Here is an 18,854-nt window from a genome sequence, read left to right as displayed (position 1 = left end):
GCTCAGGCCGTCGCGGTCCCGAATGCCAGACCCACCGCGTACGTCACGATCATCGCGAGCGCACCGCCGATCACGACGCGGGACATCGCCCGCCCGCGCCGCGCCCCACCGAGCCACGCGCTGACCGAGCCCGTCAGGGCCAGCGCCACGAGCACCGACACGAAGGTGACGGGAACCCGCAGGTCCGCCGGCGGCAGCACGATCACGAGCAGCGGCACGAGTGCGCCGACGGTGAACGCGACCGCCGACGAGAGCGCCGCGGCCCACGGATTCGCCAGCGCCCCGGGGTCGATACCGAGTTCGACCTCGGCGTGTGCAGACAGCGCGTCGCGCTCGGTCATCTCCTTCGCCGCGGTGCGCGCCGTCACCCTCGACATCCCCTTGCCTTCGAGCAGCGCGGTCAGCTCCTCGAGCTCGGCGTCCGGCATCTCCTCGAGCTCGCGGCGTTCCTTGTGCAGCAGCGCCCGCTCGGTGTCCCGCTGCGCGCTGACCGACACGTACTCCCCCAGGGCCATCGACACCGCACCCGCCGCGAGGCCGGCGAAACCCGCTGTGAGAATGGTCGATTCGTCGGTGGTGGCGGCAGCGACACCGACGACGAGACCGGCCGTGGAGACGATGCCGTCGTTCGCGCCCATGACGCCGGCGCGCAGCCAGTTCAGTTTCGCCGAGATGCCGCCGGAATGCGGTTCGACGTCGGCGTGGCTGAGCGAGGGATCGGTCGACATGCCCTCAGGCTAGGGCGATTCCACCCGTCGCGGTAGCAATGCGAGCCTGTCCTTACCACGGCCGGGGGCCGAGTTCCCGTTCGAGCCACGCGCCGTCGGGAAGGCTGTCGCCGCTCGTGTCCACGACGCGCGCCGTGGGCCATTCGTCGCGCACGTGGAGCTGGTCGTCCAGGACCGCGGGCGTGGCATCCGACGCGTCGCCGCCCCGCTCACGCCGGGCCACGATGCGGCGGACCAGCACTGCCGGGTCCGCCCGGCACTCGATCTCGACGAGGTCGGCGGTCGCGGCGGCGGCGACCGCCCGCGCCGCCTCCCGCCGGGGCTCGGTGAGCCACGTCGCGTCCAGGACGACCGACTCGCCGTGACCGAGGGCGACGGCGGCGCGGCGCAGCAGCTCGTCGTAGGTCTCGTCGGTGTGGGCGGCGCTGTAGAGCCCGGCACCGACGGCGGCGGTGGCATCGGCGGTCGGGGCGAGACCGGCCAGTTCCTTTCGGACCACATCGCTGCGCAGCACGGTCGCGCCCAGGTGCTGCCCCGCCAGGTGCGCCACGGTCGTCTTGCCGGTGGCGGACAGACCCCCGACGACGACGAGCCGGACGCGGCCCCGATCGAGGTTGCGCCGGGTCTGGTCCAGCAGCGCGAGCGCGCTGCCCCGGGAGTGCTCGTCGCCCTGCTCGTGCCGCAGCGCGGCGACCTTCGCCCGGACCACGGCCCGGTACGCGATGTAGTGGTGCATCAGCGACGACGGGAACGCGTCGGCAGAGAACTCGGCGTAGGCGGGCAGCAGTTGCCGCGCCGCCGCCTCACCGCCGAGCCGTTCGAGGTCCATCGCGAGGAAGGCGATGTCGAGAGCGGCGTCGCCGTAGCGCAACCGGTCGTCGAACTCGAGACAGTCGATGATCCGGGGGCCGTCGTCGAGGCAGAAGATGTCGTCGGCGAGCAGATCCCCGTGCCCGTCGACGGCGCGCCCCGCGGCGATCCGCTCGTCGAGCAACCGCTCGCGGCCCGCGAGATAGCGGCCGGCCATGTCCCGGATCGCGGTGAGCAGGTCCGTCGCCTCCGCCCCGACGGGCAGCCGGTCGAGGTGATCCAGGCTCTCCCGCCACAGTCCGCCGAGGAACTGCGCCGTGGCACACTGGTCGATCGCCGGCTCGTGCGGCGACGCGGCGTGCAGGGCGGCGACCTGCCGCGCGACGGCGGTGACGACCGCGGCGACGGGCTCGCCGCGCTGCACCAGGGCGGCGAGGCGACGGTCGTCGGGCAACCGGCGCATCTCGACGAGGTGCTCGCACACCAGACCGTCGGGCCCGTGCACGTCGGCGACGCCGAGGTAGACGTCGGGGGCGAGACGCCGGTTGAGTTCGACCTCACGGTGGCAGGCCCGCTCCCGCGCCTGCCGGGTCCGGTTGTCGAGGAACCCGAGGTCGAGCGGCTTCTTGAGCTTGTGCACGCGGCCCCCGACGAAGAACACCACGGAGGTGTGGGTCTCCCGGATCGCCGCGTACGCCGGTTCGGATCGGTCGGTGCCGGTCACGGAGTTCCTCCCCGATGAAGCCTGTCGAACTTCGGTACGTTGCCCACCTTGCCTCAGCGTGGACCGGATCGCGCGCCGGCAGAAGTGCCGAAGGTCTCTCGTGTGGTTGCGCCGGAGCGGGCGGCCGATCCGCGGTACGTTTCATTCGGACTATCCGGGAATGGGGAGACATGAGCACGAACGGGCGGGACTCGGACATCGGCGGGCACCCGACGGTGGTTCTCACCGAGACGACGACACCGATCGAGCGCAGGTTGATCTCGCACTGGCTGCGGTCGGACGAGGTGCCGGCAGAGTACCGCGCGGACGGGCCGGTCGAGGAGATGGACCTCGACCCACGTCGTCTCGCGCAGGATCTCGTCGGCCGGGACGACGATCCCCTGGTGCTGCCCGTGGGAGTGGTGTGGTTGCCGGAGGCCCGCGACGGCGAGCGGCGGGTCCGGTTCTCCGACATCGTGGCGCTGACCAACCCGCGCAATCCGAACCGGTTCCTGCAGAAGTGGCTGGTCGGGCGTTCCCCCGACCGATTCCGGATCGTCCTCGCCGAGCCGGCACGGCTGAGCGAGTTGCGGTCCCGGCACCTCGCCGAGGACGGCGATCCGGCACCCGAGTCGTTCGCCCGGTTCGTGACCCACCGCGCGGTGGTGGGTCTCGATCGCGCCGAGCGGGCCGTCATCGGCGACCGGTACAAGGTGCCGAAGCTGGTGGCGGAGCAGATCATGGATTCGGCGTCGTTCCGGCGCCGGCTCGACGCGATCGGCACCGAGCACAACATCGCGCCCGAGGAGGTGCGGGCACGCGCGACCTCCGCGCTCGGGGAACTCGTCGCCGTCCAGTCCCGGCTGGTGACGGACCTGTTCACCGAGATGATGCGGCCGCTGCACTCCGCGGCGTGGACCGTGCACGCCGATGAAACGGGGCTGCGGAGTCTGCGCGACCTCAACCGCCGCTACCCGCTGGTGTTCCTGCCGTCGCACCGGTCCTACGCGGACGCCTTCGTGCTCGGCGACGTGCTGGCCCGGAACGACTTCCCGCGGAACCACCTCATGGGTGGCGCCAATCTGACGTTCTGGCCGATCGGTCCGATCGCCCGGCGCACCGGCACCGTGTTCATCCGTCGCAGCTTCGGTGACGACGCCGTGTACAAGGCGGCGCTGGAGGAGTACTTCGCATATCTGCTGACGAAGCGGTTCAACCTGGAGTGGTACTTCGAGGGGGGCCGCACCCGCACCGGCAAACTCCGCTCGCCCCGCTACGGCCTGCTCAACTACGTCGCGAACGCGATCCGGGGCGGCCGGGTGGAGGACGCGATGCTCGTGCCGGTCTCCATCACCTACGAGGGGCTCGCCGAGGTCGCGGCCGTCGCGGCCGAACAGACCGGCGCCCAGAAGAAGCCCGAGGGTCTGGCCTGGCTGGCGAGGTACGCGCGCAACCAGCGACGCCGCGCAGGCAACGTGTACGTGCGGTTCGGGGAACCGCTGTCGATGCGCTCGCAGCTCGCCGCGAGCGGGGACCCGGAGCTGTCCGGCGAACCCGCCGCGGACGAGACCGAATACACCGAGCGCAGCCGCAAGGCGCTGCAGAAGGTCGCGTTCGAGGTGGCCGTGGGCATCAACTGCCACACCCCGGTCACCGTGAACTGCCTGGTCACGCTCGCCCTGCTCGGTGTCCGGGACCGGGCGCTGACCCTCGACGAGGTGCGGGCGGTCATCGCACCGGTCCGCCGGTACATCGACGCCCGCGGGATACCGCAGGGCGAACTCGACGTCCTCGACGTCGAGGGCGGCCTGGAGAACGTCCTGTCCGCGCTGAGCGATGCCGGCGTCGTCACCACCTACGCCGGTGGGGACGAGCCGGTCTACTCGATCCAGCCCGGGCAGCACCTGGTCGCCGCGTTCTATCGCAACAGCGGCGTGCACTGGTTCGTCAACCGCGCCCTGATGGAGCTGGCGGTCCTCCACGCGCACGCCAATCCCGACCTCGACCCGGTGCGGGCGGCGTGGGAGGAGGCCAAGGCGGTGCGCGACCTGCTCAAGTTCGAGTTCTTCTTCCCCGACCGGGACCGGTTCGAGGCCGACATGCGCGACGAGATCGCCCTGCTGATGCCGTCCTGGCGTGACGCCCTGCCGGATGTGGAGCTGGCGCTGACCGCGCTGCTCGAAACCGGGTTCTTCATGGCGCACCGCGCGCTGCGGTCCTTCTTGGACGCGCAGCTCGTCGTCGCCGAACGCCTTGCCCGGCGTGACCCGGCCCTGCAGGTCGACCGCAAGACGTTCCTGGACGAGTGCGTCGCCGTCGGCCGGCAGATGCTGCTGCAGGGCCGGCTGTTCGGGCCCGAGTCGGTCTCGTCGGAACTGTTCGCGACGGCGCTGCAGCTTGCCGCCAACCGCGGGCTGCTGGAACGTGGAGGCGACGAGATCCGGCAGCGACGGGAGGAGTTCGCGGCGCAGCTGCTCGCGGTGGGTGAGCGGGTCCGGCTCGCCGAATCTCTCGACGTATCCAACAGAAAGGCGGAGCGGTGATCCTCGAGGAAGCGCTCGAGCGGGTGCGAACCGGGCCGAAGGGTCCGGAGATCGCGGCGTTCTTCGATTTCGACGGCACGATCGTCCACGGCTTCTCCGGCCTGCACTTCTTCCGCGACCGGTTGCTCGCCGGGAAGGTCGGCGCCGCCGAACTCGCCGCCACCATGCTCAACGGTTTGCGTGGCCACGACACCGAGGCGGACTTCGAGCGGTTCGTCGCGGTGGCGTTCAAGGCGTGGGGCGGGCACACCGAGGACGAGCTGTACGAGATCGGGCGCCGGTTGTTCGCGTCCACGATCGCCGGCCACATCTATCCCGAGGCGTGGCAGCTCATCCGGGCGCACCAGGCGGCGGGGCACACGGTGGTGATCGCGTCCTCGGCGTCGCGCTACCAGATCCAGGCGACGGCGGATGCGCTCGGCGTCGAGCACGTCCTGTTCAGCCCGCTCGAGGTGCGCGACGGGGTGCTCACGGGTCGGGTGGACGGAAAGTCGTTGTGGCGCAGCGGCAAAGCGCAGGCCGTGGCGGCGTTCGCCGAGGCGAACAACATCGATCGCGAGCAGAGCTACACGTATTCCAACGGGGGCGAGGACGCCGACTTCCTCGCCACGATGGGCAATCCGACGCCGACCAACCCGGACCGGAACCTCGAGCGCACCGCCGCCGCGCAAGGCTGGCCGATCCTGCGATTCAGGCCGCGCGGAACGCCGGGCACCAAAGAGGTGGTCCGCACCCTCGCCGCGTACGGCGGCCTGTTCGGCTCGGTGTGGACCGGTGTCGGCCTCGGCCTGCTCAACCGCAACAAGAAGGTGGCGCTGGACTCGATCGCCACCCTGGCGGGCGAGGTCCCGCTGGCCCTCGCCGGCATCGATGTCGACATCCGGAACGAGGCCAACGCCTGGTCACAGCGTCCCGCGGTCTTCATCTTCAACCACCAGAGCCAGCTCGATCCGGTGATCATGGCGCGGGTGCTGCGGCACAGCTTCACCGGGGTCACGAAGAAGGAGATGGCGAGCGACCCGCTGTTCGGGCTGGTGCTCCGCTTCGTCGGGGCCGCGTTCGTGGACCGGGCCAACACCGAGCAGGCGAAGGCGGCACTCGGTCCCGTGGTCGACACACTGCGCGAGGGCACCTCGGTGATCATCGCGCCGGAGGGCACCCGCTCCCTGACCCCGGAGATCGGCCGGTTCAAGAAGGGCGCGTTCCACATCGCCATGCAGGCGGGCGTCCCGATCGTGCCGGTGGTGATCCGCAACGCCGGGGAGGTGCTGTGGAAGCACTCCACGGTACTGCGGCCGGGAACCGTCGACGTGGTGGTTCTCGACCCCATCGACGTGAGCGACTGGACGCTCGACGAGCTCGGCGCGCGGGTCGCGGAGGTGGAGGACCTGTACCGGAAGACGCTCGCGAATTGGCCCGCATGACCGATGCGGGTGAGAACGGGGACGCGGCCGTGGGAGAACACGACCGCACCCCGGGCCACGGCAACGGCAACGGCAACGGCAACGGCAACGGCAACGGCAACGGCGGAATGTCGCCGACCCGGCGCCGGCGCCTCAAGTGGCTGCTCGGACTCGTGCTCGTCGTCGTCCTCACCGTCGAGGTCGTCCTCGTCTGGCCGGAGCTGAAGACCAGCGTCAGCAACCTCTCCGACCTGCGCTGGTGGTGGGTGGGCGCGGCAATCCTGGCCGCACTGACCGAGATGTCGAGCTTCGCGCGCGTGCAGCGCACCCTGCTGTCCGCGGCCGGGGTCACGGTGACGCAGCGCCAGTCCCTGTCGGTGGCGTACGCCGCGAACTCGATGAGCGTGACCCTGCCGGGCGGCCCGGTGGTGGCCACCACCTTCACGTACCGGCAGATGCGCAAGTGGGGGGCGAGCCCCGTCGTCTCCACCTGGCAGCTCGTGATGGCCGGTCTGCTGCAGGCGGCAGGACTGGCACTGCTCGGCATCGTGGGCGCGCTGCTCGTGGGCGCCACCACCAACCCGTTCTCGCTCATCTTCTCCCTCGGCGGGTTCGCGGCGTTCGTCGTGCTCGTGCAGTACGCGGCCAGCCGGCCCGATGCATTCGAATCGATCGGCATCATCGCGCTGCGCGGCGTCAACCGCCTGCGCAAGAAGCCGGCACAGGCCGGTGCCCGGGCCTGGAAACGCATCGTGGCTCAGCTGCGGGCGGTCCAACTCGACCGCACCCACGCCGCCCGGGCGTTCGGCTGGTCGCTGTTCAACTGGCTGTGCGACGGCGCGTGCCTCGCCTTCGCCGCGTACGCGATCGGCGGCAAGCCCAGCCTGGCCGGCATCGCCGTCGCATACGCCGCGGGGACCGCCGCCAGCCGCGCGATCCCCCTCCTGCCGGCTGGACTCGGCGTGATGGACGCCGTGCTCGTGCCCGCGCTGACGGCCAGCGGAATGACCGGCGCGCAGGCCCTGTCCGCGGTCGTCGTGTACCGGCTGGTGAGCTTCCTGATGATCGCGGCCATCGGCTGGGTGATCTTCGCCCTGCGCTACCGCGGGGCCCCGCCGGACGAGGAACCGGGCCCCGAACTCGACAAGCTGTGGCAGGACTGAGCCCCGCTCCGACACGCCGTGCCCGTCCGCCCGGATCACCCACGGAGCAGGCCCGCGGGCGCTAGCGTCGACAGTCTGAAACCGAGGAAAGGTACGTCAGTGACTGAGGACGCAGCGGTGCGCACGAGAGAGGTCTGGTCCGGCCGGTCGGTGTTCATTCTCGCCGCCATCGGCTCGGCGGTCGGACTGGGCAACATCTGGCGCTTCCCGTACATCGCGTACGAGAACGGCGGCGGCGCATTCGTCGTGCCGTATCTGGTGGCCCTGCTGACCGCGGGCATTCCCTTGCTGTTCGTCGACTACGCGATCGGGCACAAGTTCCGCGGCTCGCCGCCGCTGGCGTTCCACCGCCTCAAGCGCGCGACCGAGAGCCTCGGCTGGTGGCAGGTGGGCATCTGCTTCGTCATCGGCGTCTACTACGCGGTGATCATCGCGTGGGCGCTGCGCTACACGTTCTTCTCGGCGACCCGGGCGTGGGGTGACGACGCGGAAGCCTTCTTCCTGCAGGACTTCCTGCAGATGGATGCCGACGCCACGTTCGGCCTCGACTTCGTGCCGGGTGTGGCGTGGCCGCTGCTCGGGATCTGGGTCGTGGTGCTCGTCATCCTGGCGCTGGGGGTGCAGCGCGGCATCGGGGCCGCGAACCGGTTCTTCGTGCCGCTGCTGCTGCTGTTGTTCGCCGGCATGGTGGTGCGGGCGCTGACCCTCGACGGCGCCGCGACCGGTCTCGACGCGTTCTTCCGGCCAAACTGGTCGGCGCTCACGGACACCGGCGTGTGGATCGCCGCCTACGGCCAGATCTTCTTCTCGCTGTCCGTCGCCTTCGGCATCATGGTCACCTACTCGTCGTACCTCAAGCACCGGACCAACCTCACGGGCTCCGGTCTCGTCGTCGGCTTCTCCAACTCGAGCTTCGAGATCCTCGCCGGCATCGGGGTGTTCTCGGCGCTGGGCTTCATGGCGCAGGCGCAGGGCGTGGGTGTGGACGAGGTGGTGAGCGGCGGGATCGGCCTTGCGTTCATCGCGTTCCCGACGATCGTCTCGCAGATGCCCGGCGGTGCATTGTTCGGCCTGCTGTTCTTCGGCTCGCTCGTCTTCGCGGGTTTCACGTCGCTGATCAGCATCATCCAGGTGTGCGTATCGGCGGTCGAGGACAAGACCGGCCTCACCCGCGTGCCGGCGGTCCTGCTCGTCGGCAGCGTCGCGACGATCACGTCCGTTCTGCTGTTCCCGACCACCACCGGTCTGAACACCCTCGACGTCGTCGACCGCTTCGCCAACCAGTTCGGCATCGTCGGGGTCGCTCTCGTCACGCTCGTCGTGCTCGCATGGGGCTTGCGCCGGCTGCCCGAGCTGCAGGATCACCTGAACTCGGTGTCGTCGTTCAAGGTCGGCCTCCTCTGGCGGATCTTCGCCGGCGTCCTCACCCCGGTCGTGCTCGGGTACATGCTGATCAGCGAGATCGTGGACCGGATCGACGAAGGTTACGGCGACCTGCCCGACGCGCTCGTCGCCACCTTCGGATGGGGTGTGCAGGTGGCGGTGATCGTGATCGCGGTGGCGCTGTCGTTCGCCCCGTGGGGGTTGACGGACGCCGAGTTGGCGCACACCGAATCGACGGAAGCGGGAGAGAGACTGTGAGCGGATCTGCGATCGCGATGATGGTCGTCGCACTGGGGTTGGTGTGGGGCGGTCTCTCCGCCAGCCTGATGCATCTACGCCGGAATCCGGACGACACCTCGGGCCTGGAGTCGGCCGAACGCCCTCACGAGTGAAATGTCCGGTCTCGAACCGGACACGACTCGTTTCGTTTGCATAACACCACGCCGCGCCGGACTGGCCGGTCTGTTCTCGCTGTGTTCTGCTTGATCCCACCAACACCACGAGTCACACAGGTAACACGTGACTCGCAGGTCTCCGCCCCGGAGCCGTGCAGGACTCCGGGGCGGACGGTGTTCCGGTTCCGACCACGTACAGGAGCGAAGCATGACCACCAGGACCACCCGGCGCGGGCTGCGCCGGCTCACCGCCGCAGCCTCCCTCACCGTGGCCGCTGCCCTGGCGCTGCCCGCCGTCGCGGCCGCCGAACCCCCCGCGGACCCCATCGTCGCTGCCGCGCCGGCACCCGATCCGCTCGTCGGCGCCCTCGAGACGCTCCGGGCCCAGCCGGGCGCCGATGCCCTCGCGGTCGCCGCCGCCGAGGCCATCGGCTCCGCGCGCGGGGGCGCCACCGACGTCGCCGAGGACTCGCCGCTCTCCGCCTACGAGGACGCCGTGGAGTTCCTGCGCGGCCTCGGCATCGAACCGTTCCTCTACCCCACCGGCGCGCCCTTCTGCACCGAGGGCGGCAGCCTGCCGCTCGGCATCGCCCCCGCCGTCGCCGGGGCCGCCCCCGGCCCGTGGCCGAACCTGAACATCCCGATGGTCGGGCCCGTCAACGCCGTCGATCCCGGGGAGACCCTGTTCGCCTTCGTGCCGATGGGCGTGGAGAAGGACGGCGCGAACACCACCGGGATGCAGGTCGCGTGGTTCAACGTCAACACCTTCCAGGGCGGGTTCGTGCCCATGGGCACCATCGCCGAGGCCGCGGCGCTCGCCGTCCCCGGGGGCGTGCCCGAGTTCGCCCGGCCGCTCGTCGCCACCGCGGTGCAGAACTTCTTCGCCGGTGCGGTCCCGCTCGGCGGAGTCCGCGCAGCACCGGTCGCCACCGGCTCGGGAACCGTCCTCGCCGCCGTGTTCGGCACGGTGCAGAACGGCGAGACGTCGTGCTTCTTCCTGCCGACCGTGGGCATCGTGGAGGTCCCGGCCTGATCGTCCGCGTCCGGGGTGTGCATGCACGCCCCGGACGCGGACGATCGCGTCAGCCGATCGCCTGGAGCTTCTCCAGCCGGTCGAACACGAGCCGGACCACACTGTCCATGTGCGCCATCACCTGGTCCGCGGTGGCCCGGCCGGCCGCCCAGCTCACCAGGTTCGACATCCACACGTCGGCGATCACGTGCACCGCGTTGAGCAGCTGCTCGCTCACCACCTCGACGCCCGCCGCGCGGGCGTACATCCCGGTCATGATCGCTCCGAGCCGGTCGAGTTCGGCCGAGGACGACGCGTCCGCGAACATCGCTGCACGCACGAGCGCGTCGTAGAGGTTGTGGTCGCTCTCGAGCCGGCCGATGTAGCCGTGCAGCACCGACATGATCCGCTCGTGCGCCGAGTCACCGGGGATCTCGGTCTCGCCGAACCGGTTGCTCAGATCTTCGAACAGCAGCACCATCGCCACCACCAGCAGGTGGTTCTTGGACGGGAAGTAGCGGTACACGGTGCCCAGGGCCACGCCCGAGCGCTCGGCGACGGCGCGCATCTGGACCGCGTCGTAGCCGCCTTCCGAGGCCAGCTCCTTCGCGGTCTCGATGATCCTCAGGTAGCGGGCGCGCTGGGCCGGCTTCAGGTCCGCGCCCAGAAACGACGCGGGCCGCACCTTCGATCGCGATGCTGCGCTCGCCTCCGCCATCGTCCTCACCTTTCGTACGTCTGTCCGCCAGCGTAGTGCGCTCCCCGTCCCGCGGCGCCCGGACCCGTGCGGATTGAATGGACAGCTGTCTGGAACGAGTTCCACCGCACACTAGAACGCGTTACAGTTGCCTGGACTCGACCAGTAGGGAGGCAGCGTCCGTGCGTCACGGCATCACCCTGTTCACCAGCGATCGCGGCATCCGGCCGGAGCGGGCCGCCCGGGCAGCCGAGGAACGCGGCTTCGACGCGTTCTACGTCCCCGAGCACACCCACATCCCCGTGCGCCGCGAATCCGCACATCCCGGCACCGGCAACGAGACGCTGCCCGACGACCGGTACCGCCGGACCCTGGATCCGTGGGTCGCGCTCGGGCTCGCCGCGGCCGTCACCTCGACCATCCGGCTCGGCACCTCGGTCGCCCTGCCCCTCGAGCACGACCCCATCACGCTGGCCAAGACCGTCGCGACCCTCGATCACCTCTCCGGCGGGCGGGTCGTCCTCGGCGCCGGATTCGGCTGGAACGCCGAGGAACTCGCCGACCACGGCGTACCGCCCGGAAAACGGCGCACCGCGCTGCGCGAGTACCTCGAGGCGATGCAGGCCCTGTGGAACGAGGACGAGGCGGCCTACGCCGGGCAGTTCGTCTCGTTCGGCCCGAGCTGGGCCTGGCCCAAACCGATCCAGCAGCCCCGCCCACCGGTGCTGATCGGCGCGGGCGGCACCGACCGCACCTTCGCGTGGATCGCCCGCTCCGCCGACGGCTGGATCACCACCCCGATCGAACGCGACATCGACGACCGCGTCGAACGGCTGCGGACCACCTGGACCGAAGCCGGCCGCGACGGCGCCCCGGAGATCGTGGTCCTCGCCGGCCGGCCCGACCCCGCCCGGCTCCAGCGGTGGCGCGACCTCGGCGTGACCGAAGTGATGTTCGGCCTGCCCGACCGCCCCGAGGACGAGATCCTCGCCTACCTCGACAAGCTCGCCGCCACGCTGGACTCGACCCGCTGACGGTCCACGACAGAGAAGGAACACCTCCATGACCACTGCCGCCTTCCGCCCACTGCGCGCCGCCGAGATCACCGCCTGGGACCACGAGGCCGACGTCGTCGTCGCCGGCTACGGCATCGCCGGGGTCTCGGCCGCCATCGAGGCCGCCCGCGCCGGCGCCGACGTGCTGATCCTCGAACGCACCGGCGGCTGGGGCGGTGCCGCGGCCCTGTCCGGCGGCATCGTCTACCTGGGCGGCGGCACACCGCTCCAGCGCGAACTCGGATTCGAGGACACCCCCGAGAACATGAAGACGTTCATGCTCGCCGCCCTCGGCCCCGGCGCCGACGAGGCCAAGATCGCGGACTACTGCGACGGCAGCGTCGAGCACTACCGGTGGCTCACCGAGAACGGAGTGGTGTTCAGATCGGCGTTCTGGGGCGAGCCCGGCTGGGAGATCCCCGGCGACGAGGGCCTGATGTACTCGGGCGGCGAGAACTCCGCACCCTTCAACGAGATCGCCACGCCCGCTCCGCGCGGCCACGTGCCGCAGATGAGCAACAAGCGCACCGGCGAGCAGGGCGGCGGGTACATGCTGATGAAGCCGCTGGCCGAGACGGCCGAATCCCTCGGGGTGACACCGGTGTTCGACATCCGGGTGCAGCGGTTGATCGTCGACGACGCGGATCGGGTCGTCGGGATCGCCGCGAAGAAGTTCGGCGACGAGGTCTTCGTGCGGGCACGTCGCGGCGTCGTGCTCACCACCGGTAGCTTCGCGTACAACGACGCCATGGTCACCGCGTTCGCCCCGCAGCTCATCGGCCGGCCGGCCGCCGCGATCGAGGAGCACGACGGCTGCTCCATCCGGATGGCTCAGGCCCTCGGCGCCGACCTCGCGCACATGGGCGCCACCGAGGTGGCGTTCTTCGCCGATCCGCAACTGATGGCACGCGGCATTCTCGTCAACGCCCGCGGCCAGCGGTACGTCCCCGAGGACACCTACCCCGGACGCGTCGGACAGCTCACCCTTCTGCGCAACGACAACCAGGCGTACCTCGTCATCGACGAGGCTTCCTACGAAGAAGGCTGTGCCACCACCAGTTCCACTCCGTACTTCCGGTTCCCGCCGAAATGGGCGGCGGAGACGGTCGCCGAACTCGAATCCGACATGGGCCTGCCGGAGGGCACTCTGCAGGCCACCGTCGAGGTGTACAACCGGCACGCCGCGGCCGGCACCGACCCCGTCCTCGGGAAGAAGCCCGAGTGGGTCAGACCGATCGGGACCCCCGTCGCAGCGCTCGACCTGCGCAACTGCACCGCGGGCTTCACCCTCGGCGGCCTGCACACCACCGTGAACTCGGAGGTCCTGCACGTCTCCGGCGAGCCGATCCCGGGCCTGTACGCCGCGGGCCGCTGCACCTCCGGTGTGTGCGCAGGCGGCTACGCGAGCGGCACGTCGCTCGGGGACAGCAGCTTCTTCGGCCGCCGCGCCGGCATCGCCGCCGCCGCGAACTGAACGTTCCCCCACCCCGTCGGTGTGGCCGAATGTCACATCGGTTCGATCGAATCGAACCGATGTGACATTCGGCCGGTACGGGCCGGACGGATGGGGGCGGGGCGTTCAGACGACGGTGAGCGGCAGGGGGATTCCCCGGTCGGCGAACGCGAAGGTCGCGCCGGTGCTGAAGCGGGTGATCGCGACCTCGCCGCACTCGCTCGCGGGTTCGGCCTCGCGGATCACCTCGACGGTGAGCGCGTGGGCGTCCTCGGACACCACGCGCGCGGTGAAGTGCGGGTCGACGCCGCGCACCAGCGCCTGCAACGGCCCGAGGTGGTCCCCGTCGATCAGGGTGGGCCACGATCCGTCCGCGTCGGCACCCCCGGACCGCCCGAGGCGCAGGTGCAGCCTGCCGGGCTCCCAACTGATCTCGCAATCGACGTACTGCCTCGGCGCGAACACAGGGTGGACCGAGAGCACCGTCGCCAGTCCTTCGACGTCGCGCGGCAGGCCGAGGGCGTCGCGTAGCCGCTCGGACGCCAGCCCCGCAATGCCGGTCAGCTGCTTGCGGGCGAGGGACAGCGCGGTGTCCTCGTCGGTGCGTTTGCGCACGCCGAGAAGGAAGCCCAGCGTGAGCAGATGCTGTTGCAGGCACACCTCCTCCGCGATCCGTACGAGGGCCGAGTGCGAGAAGTCCGCGAACCGCAGGTCGGAGAGCAAGGGGCCGGAGTAGTCGCCGCGTCCCTCGTCCGCCGGGTCGATCGGACCGAGTTCCACCGCGACGGCCGCGGTAAGGCCGATCGCCTCGGTGTGCGGGGCGGTCTCCGGCGGCACGTGCGACGGGTCGATCGTCACCGTCCACGCGCAGTGCGGGTGGCGGTCGGCCGGCCGGCGCGGGGGCCGGTGGATCGGCCGCACCTGCGCGTGCGGGTTGGTGGCGAGGGCGGTCGCGTCGAAGGTGGGGTCCTCGATGTCGTGGCACATGGCCGTCACATACGCCTCGCCCAGCGGCTCGACGTCCATGAGCGCGCCGCAGTGGTCGAGCCGGAACTCGCCGTGGTCGTGGTCGTCGACGCGGAACCGGAAGTCCATGAACTGTGGCGGCGCACCGATGTCGAGCTGCAGCCCCTTGAAGATCGTCTCGACGCCGTCGCCCTCGTACCGCAGGGCGCGCTGCATGCGCCGGGTGTACCACGGGCTCGACGCCTGCCACTCCTCGACGGCCACCTCGGCCATCCCCTGCCGTCCGAACGCCGAGATCAGGTGGGCCATCCCGGACCGGTCGACGAGCTGGCCGCACAGAAGCAGTTCGGGGACGAGGACGGCGAGGTCCGACCGGGTGAGCGCGGCGAACGAGTCGCGGACGTTCACCGGGCTCACCACAGCGGCACCGGTGCCTGTCCGGCCGGGTACCAGCCGGGCAGGCGTTTCGTCGACGTCGACCGTTCGATCCGCCTGTTCATGCCGTCGGACAGGGTGCCGGCCGTGATCATCTCCAGGAACAGGTGGGAGACGTTGCCGAAGTCGAAGAAGTCGCGCTGCCAGGACCACTGGAAGTCCCCGCCGTAGCGGAACCAGCTGCCGCCGAAGCCGTACACCTCGTAGTGTGATCCGTCGTCGCGGGTCGCGTCGGCGACCTGCTTCCAGAAGCCGATGACGTCGCCGGTCCGCTCGTCCACGACGAACCGCTGGTAGGGGTACTGCCATCCCTCGAGACCGGCCATCTCCTGGCCGAGGGCGAGTTCGCGGATCTCCGCCCTTCCGACGGCCATGAAGTCGTCCTTCGGGCCGTAGTTCCAACCGTAGGTCGCGTCCTCGGTGTACATCTCGGCCAAGGGCTTCCAGTCGCCGGCTGCCTCGGCCTTCATGTTCGCTCCGATCCAGCGTTCGATCATCTCGTCGAGTTCGGCTCGGTCGAACGGTGCCATGACGTGTCTCCTCGGGATCAGTCCTCGACGATGCGGAGGGCTCGGGTGGGGCAGTACCGGACGGCGGATTCGACGTCGCCGCGCAGGTTTTCGGGTATGTCGTCCATCAGGATCCGGACCGTGCCGTGCTTGGGAACGTCGAAGACGTCCGGTGCTTCCAGCGCACACATCGCATGCCCCTGACACAGGTCGAGGTCTGCTTCCACTTTCACGGGGGGTGTCCTCACATCCGACGGCGGTAGCGCACCGCACACGGCTGCGCGAGCTGAACCACCATCTTGGAATGGTCGTTGCGGTAGGTTCCGGACGGCTGGGACATCTCGAATTCGTAGTCCCGCAGCAGGACCGAGAAGATCGCCTTGAGCTGCATGAGGGCGAACGCCGCGCCCACGCACCGGTGCCGGCCCGCCCCGAACGGAATCCAGGTCCAGCGATTGACGATGTCCTCCTGCCGCGGATCGATGTAGCGGCCCGGATCGAAGGAATCGGGCTCCGGGAAGTCCTCCGGGATGCGGTTGGAGATCGCCGGGGTGGCGCCGACGAGATCGCCCTCCCCGATCCGGTAACCCTCGACCTCGAACTCGCCGCGCGCGACGCGCAGCAGCAGGATCAGCGGCGGGTGCAGCCGCAGCGTCTCCTTCAGTACCGCCTCGAGCAGCGGGATCTGCCGCAGCGCATGGAAACTCACGCCCTCACCGTCGGCGTAGAGGACGTCGAGCTCGTCGGTGACCCCGCGCAGGTACTCCGGATTGCGCAGCAGCTCGATCAGCGCCCAGGCCGCCGTTCCCGACGTGGTGTGGTGGCCGGCGAACATCATCGAGATGAAGATGCCGGTGATCTCGTCCGCGCTGAACCGCTTGGCGCCGTCCTCGTCCTCGATCGAGACGAGGACGTCGAGCATGTCGCGGTCCTCCCTGCCTCGGGGCGGGTTCGCGATGCGATCGACCATGATCTCCTCGACGAGGGCGACCAGCCCGCGACGAGCCTCGTCGCGGCGACGGAAGCTCTCGATGGGCGCGTAGGGGTCGACGAAGGCGAGCGCGTCGGTGCCCTTTTCCAGGTCGTGGTACAGGCGCGCGAACCGGCTGTCGAGCTGGCCGCGGAACTTCTTGCCGATCAGGCAGGCCGAGGACGTGTAGATCGTCAGCTCCGCGAAGAACTCCAGCAGGTCGATCTCGCCCTCGTCGCCCCAGCCCGCGACGATGTCCCGGACCTCGCGCTCGATCGTGGCCGCGTGACCCTTCATCTGCTCGCCGCGCAACGCCGAGTTGTGCAGCATCTCCTTGCGGCGCTCGGGGCTGGCGTCGAAGACCACACCCTCCCCGAAGACCGGCTTCATGAACGGGTACGCGGCCTGCTGGTCGAGGTCCTCGTCGGCGGAGCGGAAGAAGAACTCGTTGGCCCGCGCGCCGGAGAGCAGCACGACGTTGCGGTCGGCGAGCTGGAAGACCCCCACGTCGCCGCACTCGTCGCGGACGCGCTGCATCAGTCCGATGGGGTCGGTGCGCAGCTCCTCGAGGTGGCCGTGTTCGTGCTCGCCCCCCGAGACACGCGTGGGAGTGACGATCGTGGTCATTCAGGGTCCTTTCCCCGAGAGTCCTTCAGCAGCGGCGCTTCCGGTTGCACTTCGGTCAGTACCAGGTGGGTTCCGCGCGGGGCCGACACGACGGCGACGACGGCGTTCGCGATCTCGGAGGCGCGGAGGAAGTAGGAGTGCCGGGCGAAGCCCCATCTGGTCCAGTCGGCGAGCAGCGGCTCGATGACCTCCGCGGGGGCGTCGAGCCCCATCCCGGTCTGTGTCGGGCCGGGACGCACCACCGACGCGCGAACCCCCGTGCCCTCGAGTTCCATCCGCATCTGGCGCACGAGCGCCTCGAGACCGGTCTTGGCGGCGACGTAGGCGCCCATGCGGGGCCGCGCGACGTCGGCGCAGTCCGAACCGATGACGACGAAGTCGCCGCGGCGCCGTTCGATCATCCCGGGGAGCACGCGATGGGCGAGACGCTGCGTGCCGACGAGGTGGACGTTCACCTGGAACTCGAACCGGTCCGGATCCATCTCGTGCACGAGCCGGAAATCCATGTCGCCGGCGCCGGACAGGACGATCTCGGTGGGGCCCAGGGCGTTCTCGGCGGCGGTGACGAACTCGTCGACCGAGTCGGTGGACGACACGTCGAGGAAGTGCGCGACGGCCTCGCCGCCTTCGCCGCGGATCTTCTCCGCGAGGGCCTCGCACTGTTCGACGCGCCGGGCGCCGAGGGCGACCGGGTGACCGAGGGCGGCGAGTGCGAACGCGGTGGCCGTACCGATGCCGGAGGAGGCGCCGCCGACGATCGCGGGCCGGCGCGGCGGATTGGGCTCGAATCTAGGCATGGCGCCGGGTCACCTCTACGGGCAGGGCCGCGAGGCCTCGGACATTGGTCGAGTGCACGCGCTCGCAACGGTCGAAGTCGACGTCGTAGTCGGCGACGCGCGCGGCGAACTGTTCGAGCGCGATGTTCGCCTCGAGGCGCGCGAGGTGGGCACCGAGGCAGAAGTGCACGCCGCCACCGAAGCTGGCGATCCTGGACGCGCTGTCGCGGCCGATGCGGAAGGTGTCGGGATCGGCGAACACCTCGGCGTCGCGGTTTGCCGAACCGATGAGCAGCAGTACCTTGTCGCCCGCGCGGATGGTGCCGTCGTGCCGTTCGATGTCGGTGGCGGCGGTGCGCGCGACGATCTGGCTGGAGGTGTCGTAGCGCAGTGTCTCCTCCACCCAACCGGAGACGGCGTCCGGGTTGCCGAGGACGCCGGCCAGCTCGGTCTTGTTCTTCGCACCCCAGTACAGCGCGTTGCCGAGAAGTTTGGTGGTGGTCTCGTTGCCCGCGACGACCATCAGGAACATGAAGCCGATGATCTCGTCGTCGCCGAGGCGGTCTCCGTCGACCTCGGCGTCGAGCAGGGCCGAGGTGAGGTCCTCGGTCCGGTGTGTGCGGCGCTGCGCCAGCATGTCCGCGTAGTAGCCGACGAGGTTCAGCGACGCCTCCATCGCCGCGACGGGCACGTCGAGCACGCCCTGCTCCCGGTGGACCACGAGATCCGCCAGCCGGCGCAGTTCGGCGCGGTCGGCCTCGGGCACACCCAGCAGTTCGGAGACGACGTCCATCGGGAGCTTGCCCGCGAACTCCGCGATCCAGTCGAATTCGCCCGTGCCCAAGGCGGTGTCGAGGTATCGGAGGGTCAGCTCGAGGATGCGGCCGCGCAGGTCGGCGACCCGGCGCGGGGTGAAGCCCTTCGAGACGAGCCGGCGCATGCGCATGTGGCGGGGGTCGTCCATCGCGAGAAACGACATGACCTTGTGGGCGTGGGGTCCGTAGGCCGACGGGTCGAGGGAGACCCCGTTGGCGCTGGAGAGCCGGGTGTGGTCGCGGAAGCCCGCGACGACGTCGGCGTGCCGGGACAGGGCCCAGAAGCCGAGGTCGTCGTTGCGATAGAGCGGCGCCTCCTCGCGCAGACGCCGGTAGACCGGGTACGGATCCTCGTGGAAGCCGTAGTCGTAGGGATCGAACAGGAGCGGTTCGAGCGAAGCCTGGGTCATG

Annotated in this window: 17 protein-coding genes; 8 read left to right on the top strand and 9 right to left on the bottom strand. The window is 70.2% G+C overall.

Annotation, left to right across the window (positions count from 1 at the left end; all coding sequences use genetic code 11):
- Positions 1-2: 2 nt before the first annotated feature.
- Entirely contained in the window at positions 3-728 is a 726-nt protein-coding gene (locus ACWPQI_RS04775; protein ID WP_010593919.1) for a VIT1/CCC1 transporter family protein, read from the bottom strand.
- Between the two features lie 52 nt (positions 729-780).
- Positions 781-2,262: a bifunctional aminoglycoside phosphotransferase/ATP-binding protein gene (locus tag ACWPQI_RS04770; protein WP_040274103.1), complete on the bottom strand. Its 1,482-nt coding sequence runs from the start codon at positions 2,260-2,262 to the stop codon at positions 781-783.
- Positions 2,263-2,432: 170 nt separating this feature from the next.
- Here ACWPQI_RS04770 and ACWPQI_RS04765 point away from each other — a divergent pair, with 170 nt between their 5' ends.
- The 6 genes from ACWPQI_RS04765 (at position 2,433) to ACWPQI_RS04740 (ending at position 10,161) form a co-directional block, all read left to right on the top strand.
- The gene (locus ACWPQI_RS04765) at positions 2,433-4,784 is read left to right on the top strand and encodes a glycerol-3-phosphate 1-O-acyltransferase (protein ID WP_010593916.1); all 2,352 of its coding nucleotides are present in this window, start codon (positions 2,433-2,435) and stop codon (positions 4,782-4,784) included.
- Positions 4,781-6,208 carry an HAD-IB family hydrolase gene (locus ACWPQI_RS04760; protein WP_010593915.1) on the top strand — a complete coding sequence of 476 codons (1,428 nt, stop codon included), beginning with the start codon at positions 4,781-4,783 and terminating at the stop codon, positions 6,206-6,208. The genes ACWPQI_RS04765 and ACWPQI_RS04760 overlap by 4 nt, the downstream gene beginning before the upstream one ends.
- Positions 6,205-7,350, top strand: a complete 1,146-nt coding sequence (locus tag ACWPQI_RS04755) for a lysylphosphatidylglycerol synthase transmembrane domain-containing protein (RefSeq protein ID WP_190242370.1) — start codon at positions 6,205-6,207, stop codon at positions 7,348-7,350. Before ACWPQI_RS04760 ends, ACWPQI_RS04755 begins: the two co-directional genes overlap by 4 nt.
- Positions 7,351-7,449: 99 nt before the next feature.
- Complete coding sequence (locus tag ACWPQI_RS04750; RefSeq protein WP_458603127.1) at positions 7,450-8,991, top strand: sodium-dependent transporter; 1,542 nt, start codon at positions 7,450-7,452, stop codon at positions 8,989-8,991.
- Positions 8,988-9,125 carry a methionine/alanine import family NSS transporter small subunit gene (locus tag ACWPQI_RS04745; protein ID WP_082061337.1) on the top strand — a complete coding sequence of 46 codons (138 nt, stop codon included), beginning with the start codon at positions 8,988-8,990 and terminating at the stop codon, positions 9,123-9,125. The genes ACWPQI_RS04750 and ACWPQI_RS04745 overlap by 4 nt, the downstream gene beginning before the upstream one ends.
- A 211-nt stretch (positions 9,126-9,336) precedes the next feature.
- Complete coding sequence (locus ACWPQI_RS04740) at positions 9,337-10,161, top strand: hypothetical protein (protein ID WP_010593911.1); 825 nt, start codon at positions 9,337-9,339, stop codon at positions 10,159-10,161.
- A 49-nt stretch (positions 10,162-10,210) separates the two neighbouring features.
- On the opposite strand, the gene ACWPQI_RS04735 is transcribed toward ACWPQI_RS04740, so the two are convergent.
- Positions 10,211-10,858, bottom strand: a complete 648-nt coding sequence (locus ACWPQI_RS04735) for a TetR family transcriptional regulator (protein WP_010593910.1) — start codon at positions 10,856-10,858, stop codon at positions 10,211-10,213.
- A gap of 161 nt (positions 10,859-11,019) precedes the next feature.
- Between ACWPQI_RS04735 and ACWPQI_RS04730 the strand changes: the two genes are divergently transcribed.
- Together ACWPQI_RS04730 and ACWPQI_RS04725 are read left to right on the top strand one after the other, a co-directional pair.
- On the top strand, positions 11,020-11,871 hold the full coding sequence (locus ACWPQI_RS04730; RefSeq protein WP_010593909.1) for an LLM class F420-dependent oxidoreductase: 852 nt from the start codon (positions 11,020-11,022) through the stop codon (positions 11,869-11,871).
- 28 nt (positions 11,872-11,899) lie between these two features.
- Positions 11,900-13,366 (top strand): FAD-dependent oxidoreductase, encoded by a 1,467-nt coding sequence (locus tag ACWPQI_RS04725; RefSeq protein ID WP_474738674.1) that lies wholly within the window; start codon positions 11,900-11,902, stop codon positions 13,364-13,366.
- Positions 13,367-13,471: 105 nt separating this feature from the next.
- Here the strand turns inward: ACWPQI_RS04725 and ACWPQI_RS04720 are convergent, their stop codons facing one another.
- From ACWPQI_RS04720 to ACWPQI_RS04695, 6 genes are read right to left on the bottom strand one after another with little or no spacing between them, the layout of a single operon-like run.
- Entirely contained in the window at positions 13,472-14,731 is a 1,260-nt protein-coding gene (locus tag ACWPQI_RS04720) for a hypothetical protein (RefSeq protein WP_010593907.1), read from the bottom strand.
- The gene (locus ACWPQI_RS04715) at positions 14,725-15,276 is read right to left on the bottom strand and encodes a Cif family virulence factor (protein WP_017680889.1); all 552 of its coding nucleotides are present in this window, start codon (positions 15,274-15,276) and stop codon (positions 14,725-14,727) included. The genes ACWPQI_RS04720 and ACWPQI_RS04715 overlap by 7 nt, the downstream gene beginning before the upstream one ends.
- A 17-nt stretch (positions 15,277-15,293) precedes the next feature.
- Entirely contained in the window at positions 15,294-15,488 is a 195-nt protein-coding gene (locus ACWPQI_RS04710) for a ferredoxin (RefSeq protein ID WP_010593905.1), read from the bottom strand.
- Positions 15,489-15,499: 11 nt separating this feature from the next.
- Entirely contained in the window at positions 15,500-16,852 is a 1,353-nt protein-coding gene (locus ACWPQI_RS04705; protein WP_017680891.1) for a cytochrome P450, read from the bottom strand.
- Entirely contained in the window at positions 16,849-17,649 is an 801-nt protein-coding gene (locus ACWPQI_RS04700; protein ID WP_010593902.1) for an SDR family oxidoreductase, read from the bottom strand. The genes ACWPQI_RS04705 and ACWPQI_RS04700 overlap by 4 nt, the downstream gene beginning before the upstream one ends.
- Positions 17,642-18,853, bottom strand: a complete 1,212-nt coding sequence (locus ACWPQI_RS04695) for a cytochrome P450 (RefSeq protein ID WP_017680892.1) — start codon at positions 18,851-18,853, stop codon at positions 17,642-17,644. Before ACWPQI_RS04695 ends, ACWPQI_RS04700 begins: the two co-directional genes overlap by 8 nt.
- Position 18,854 lies beyond the last annotated feature (1 nt).

Source organism: Rhodococcus sp. LMD (assembly GCF_056108245.1).
This window is presented reverse-complemented; position numbering and strand designations above follow the sequence as displayed.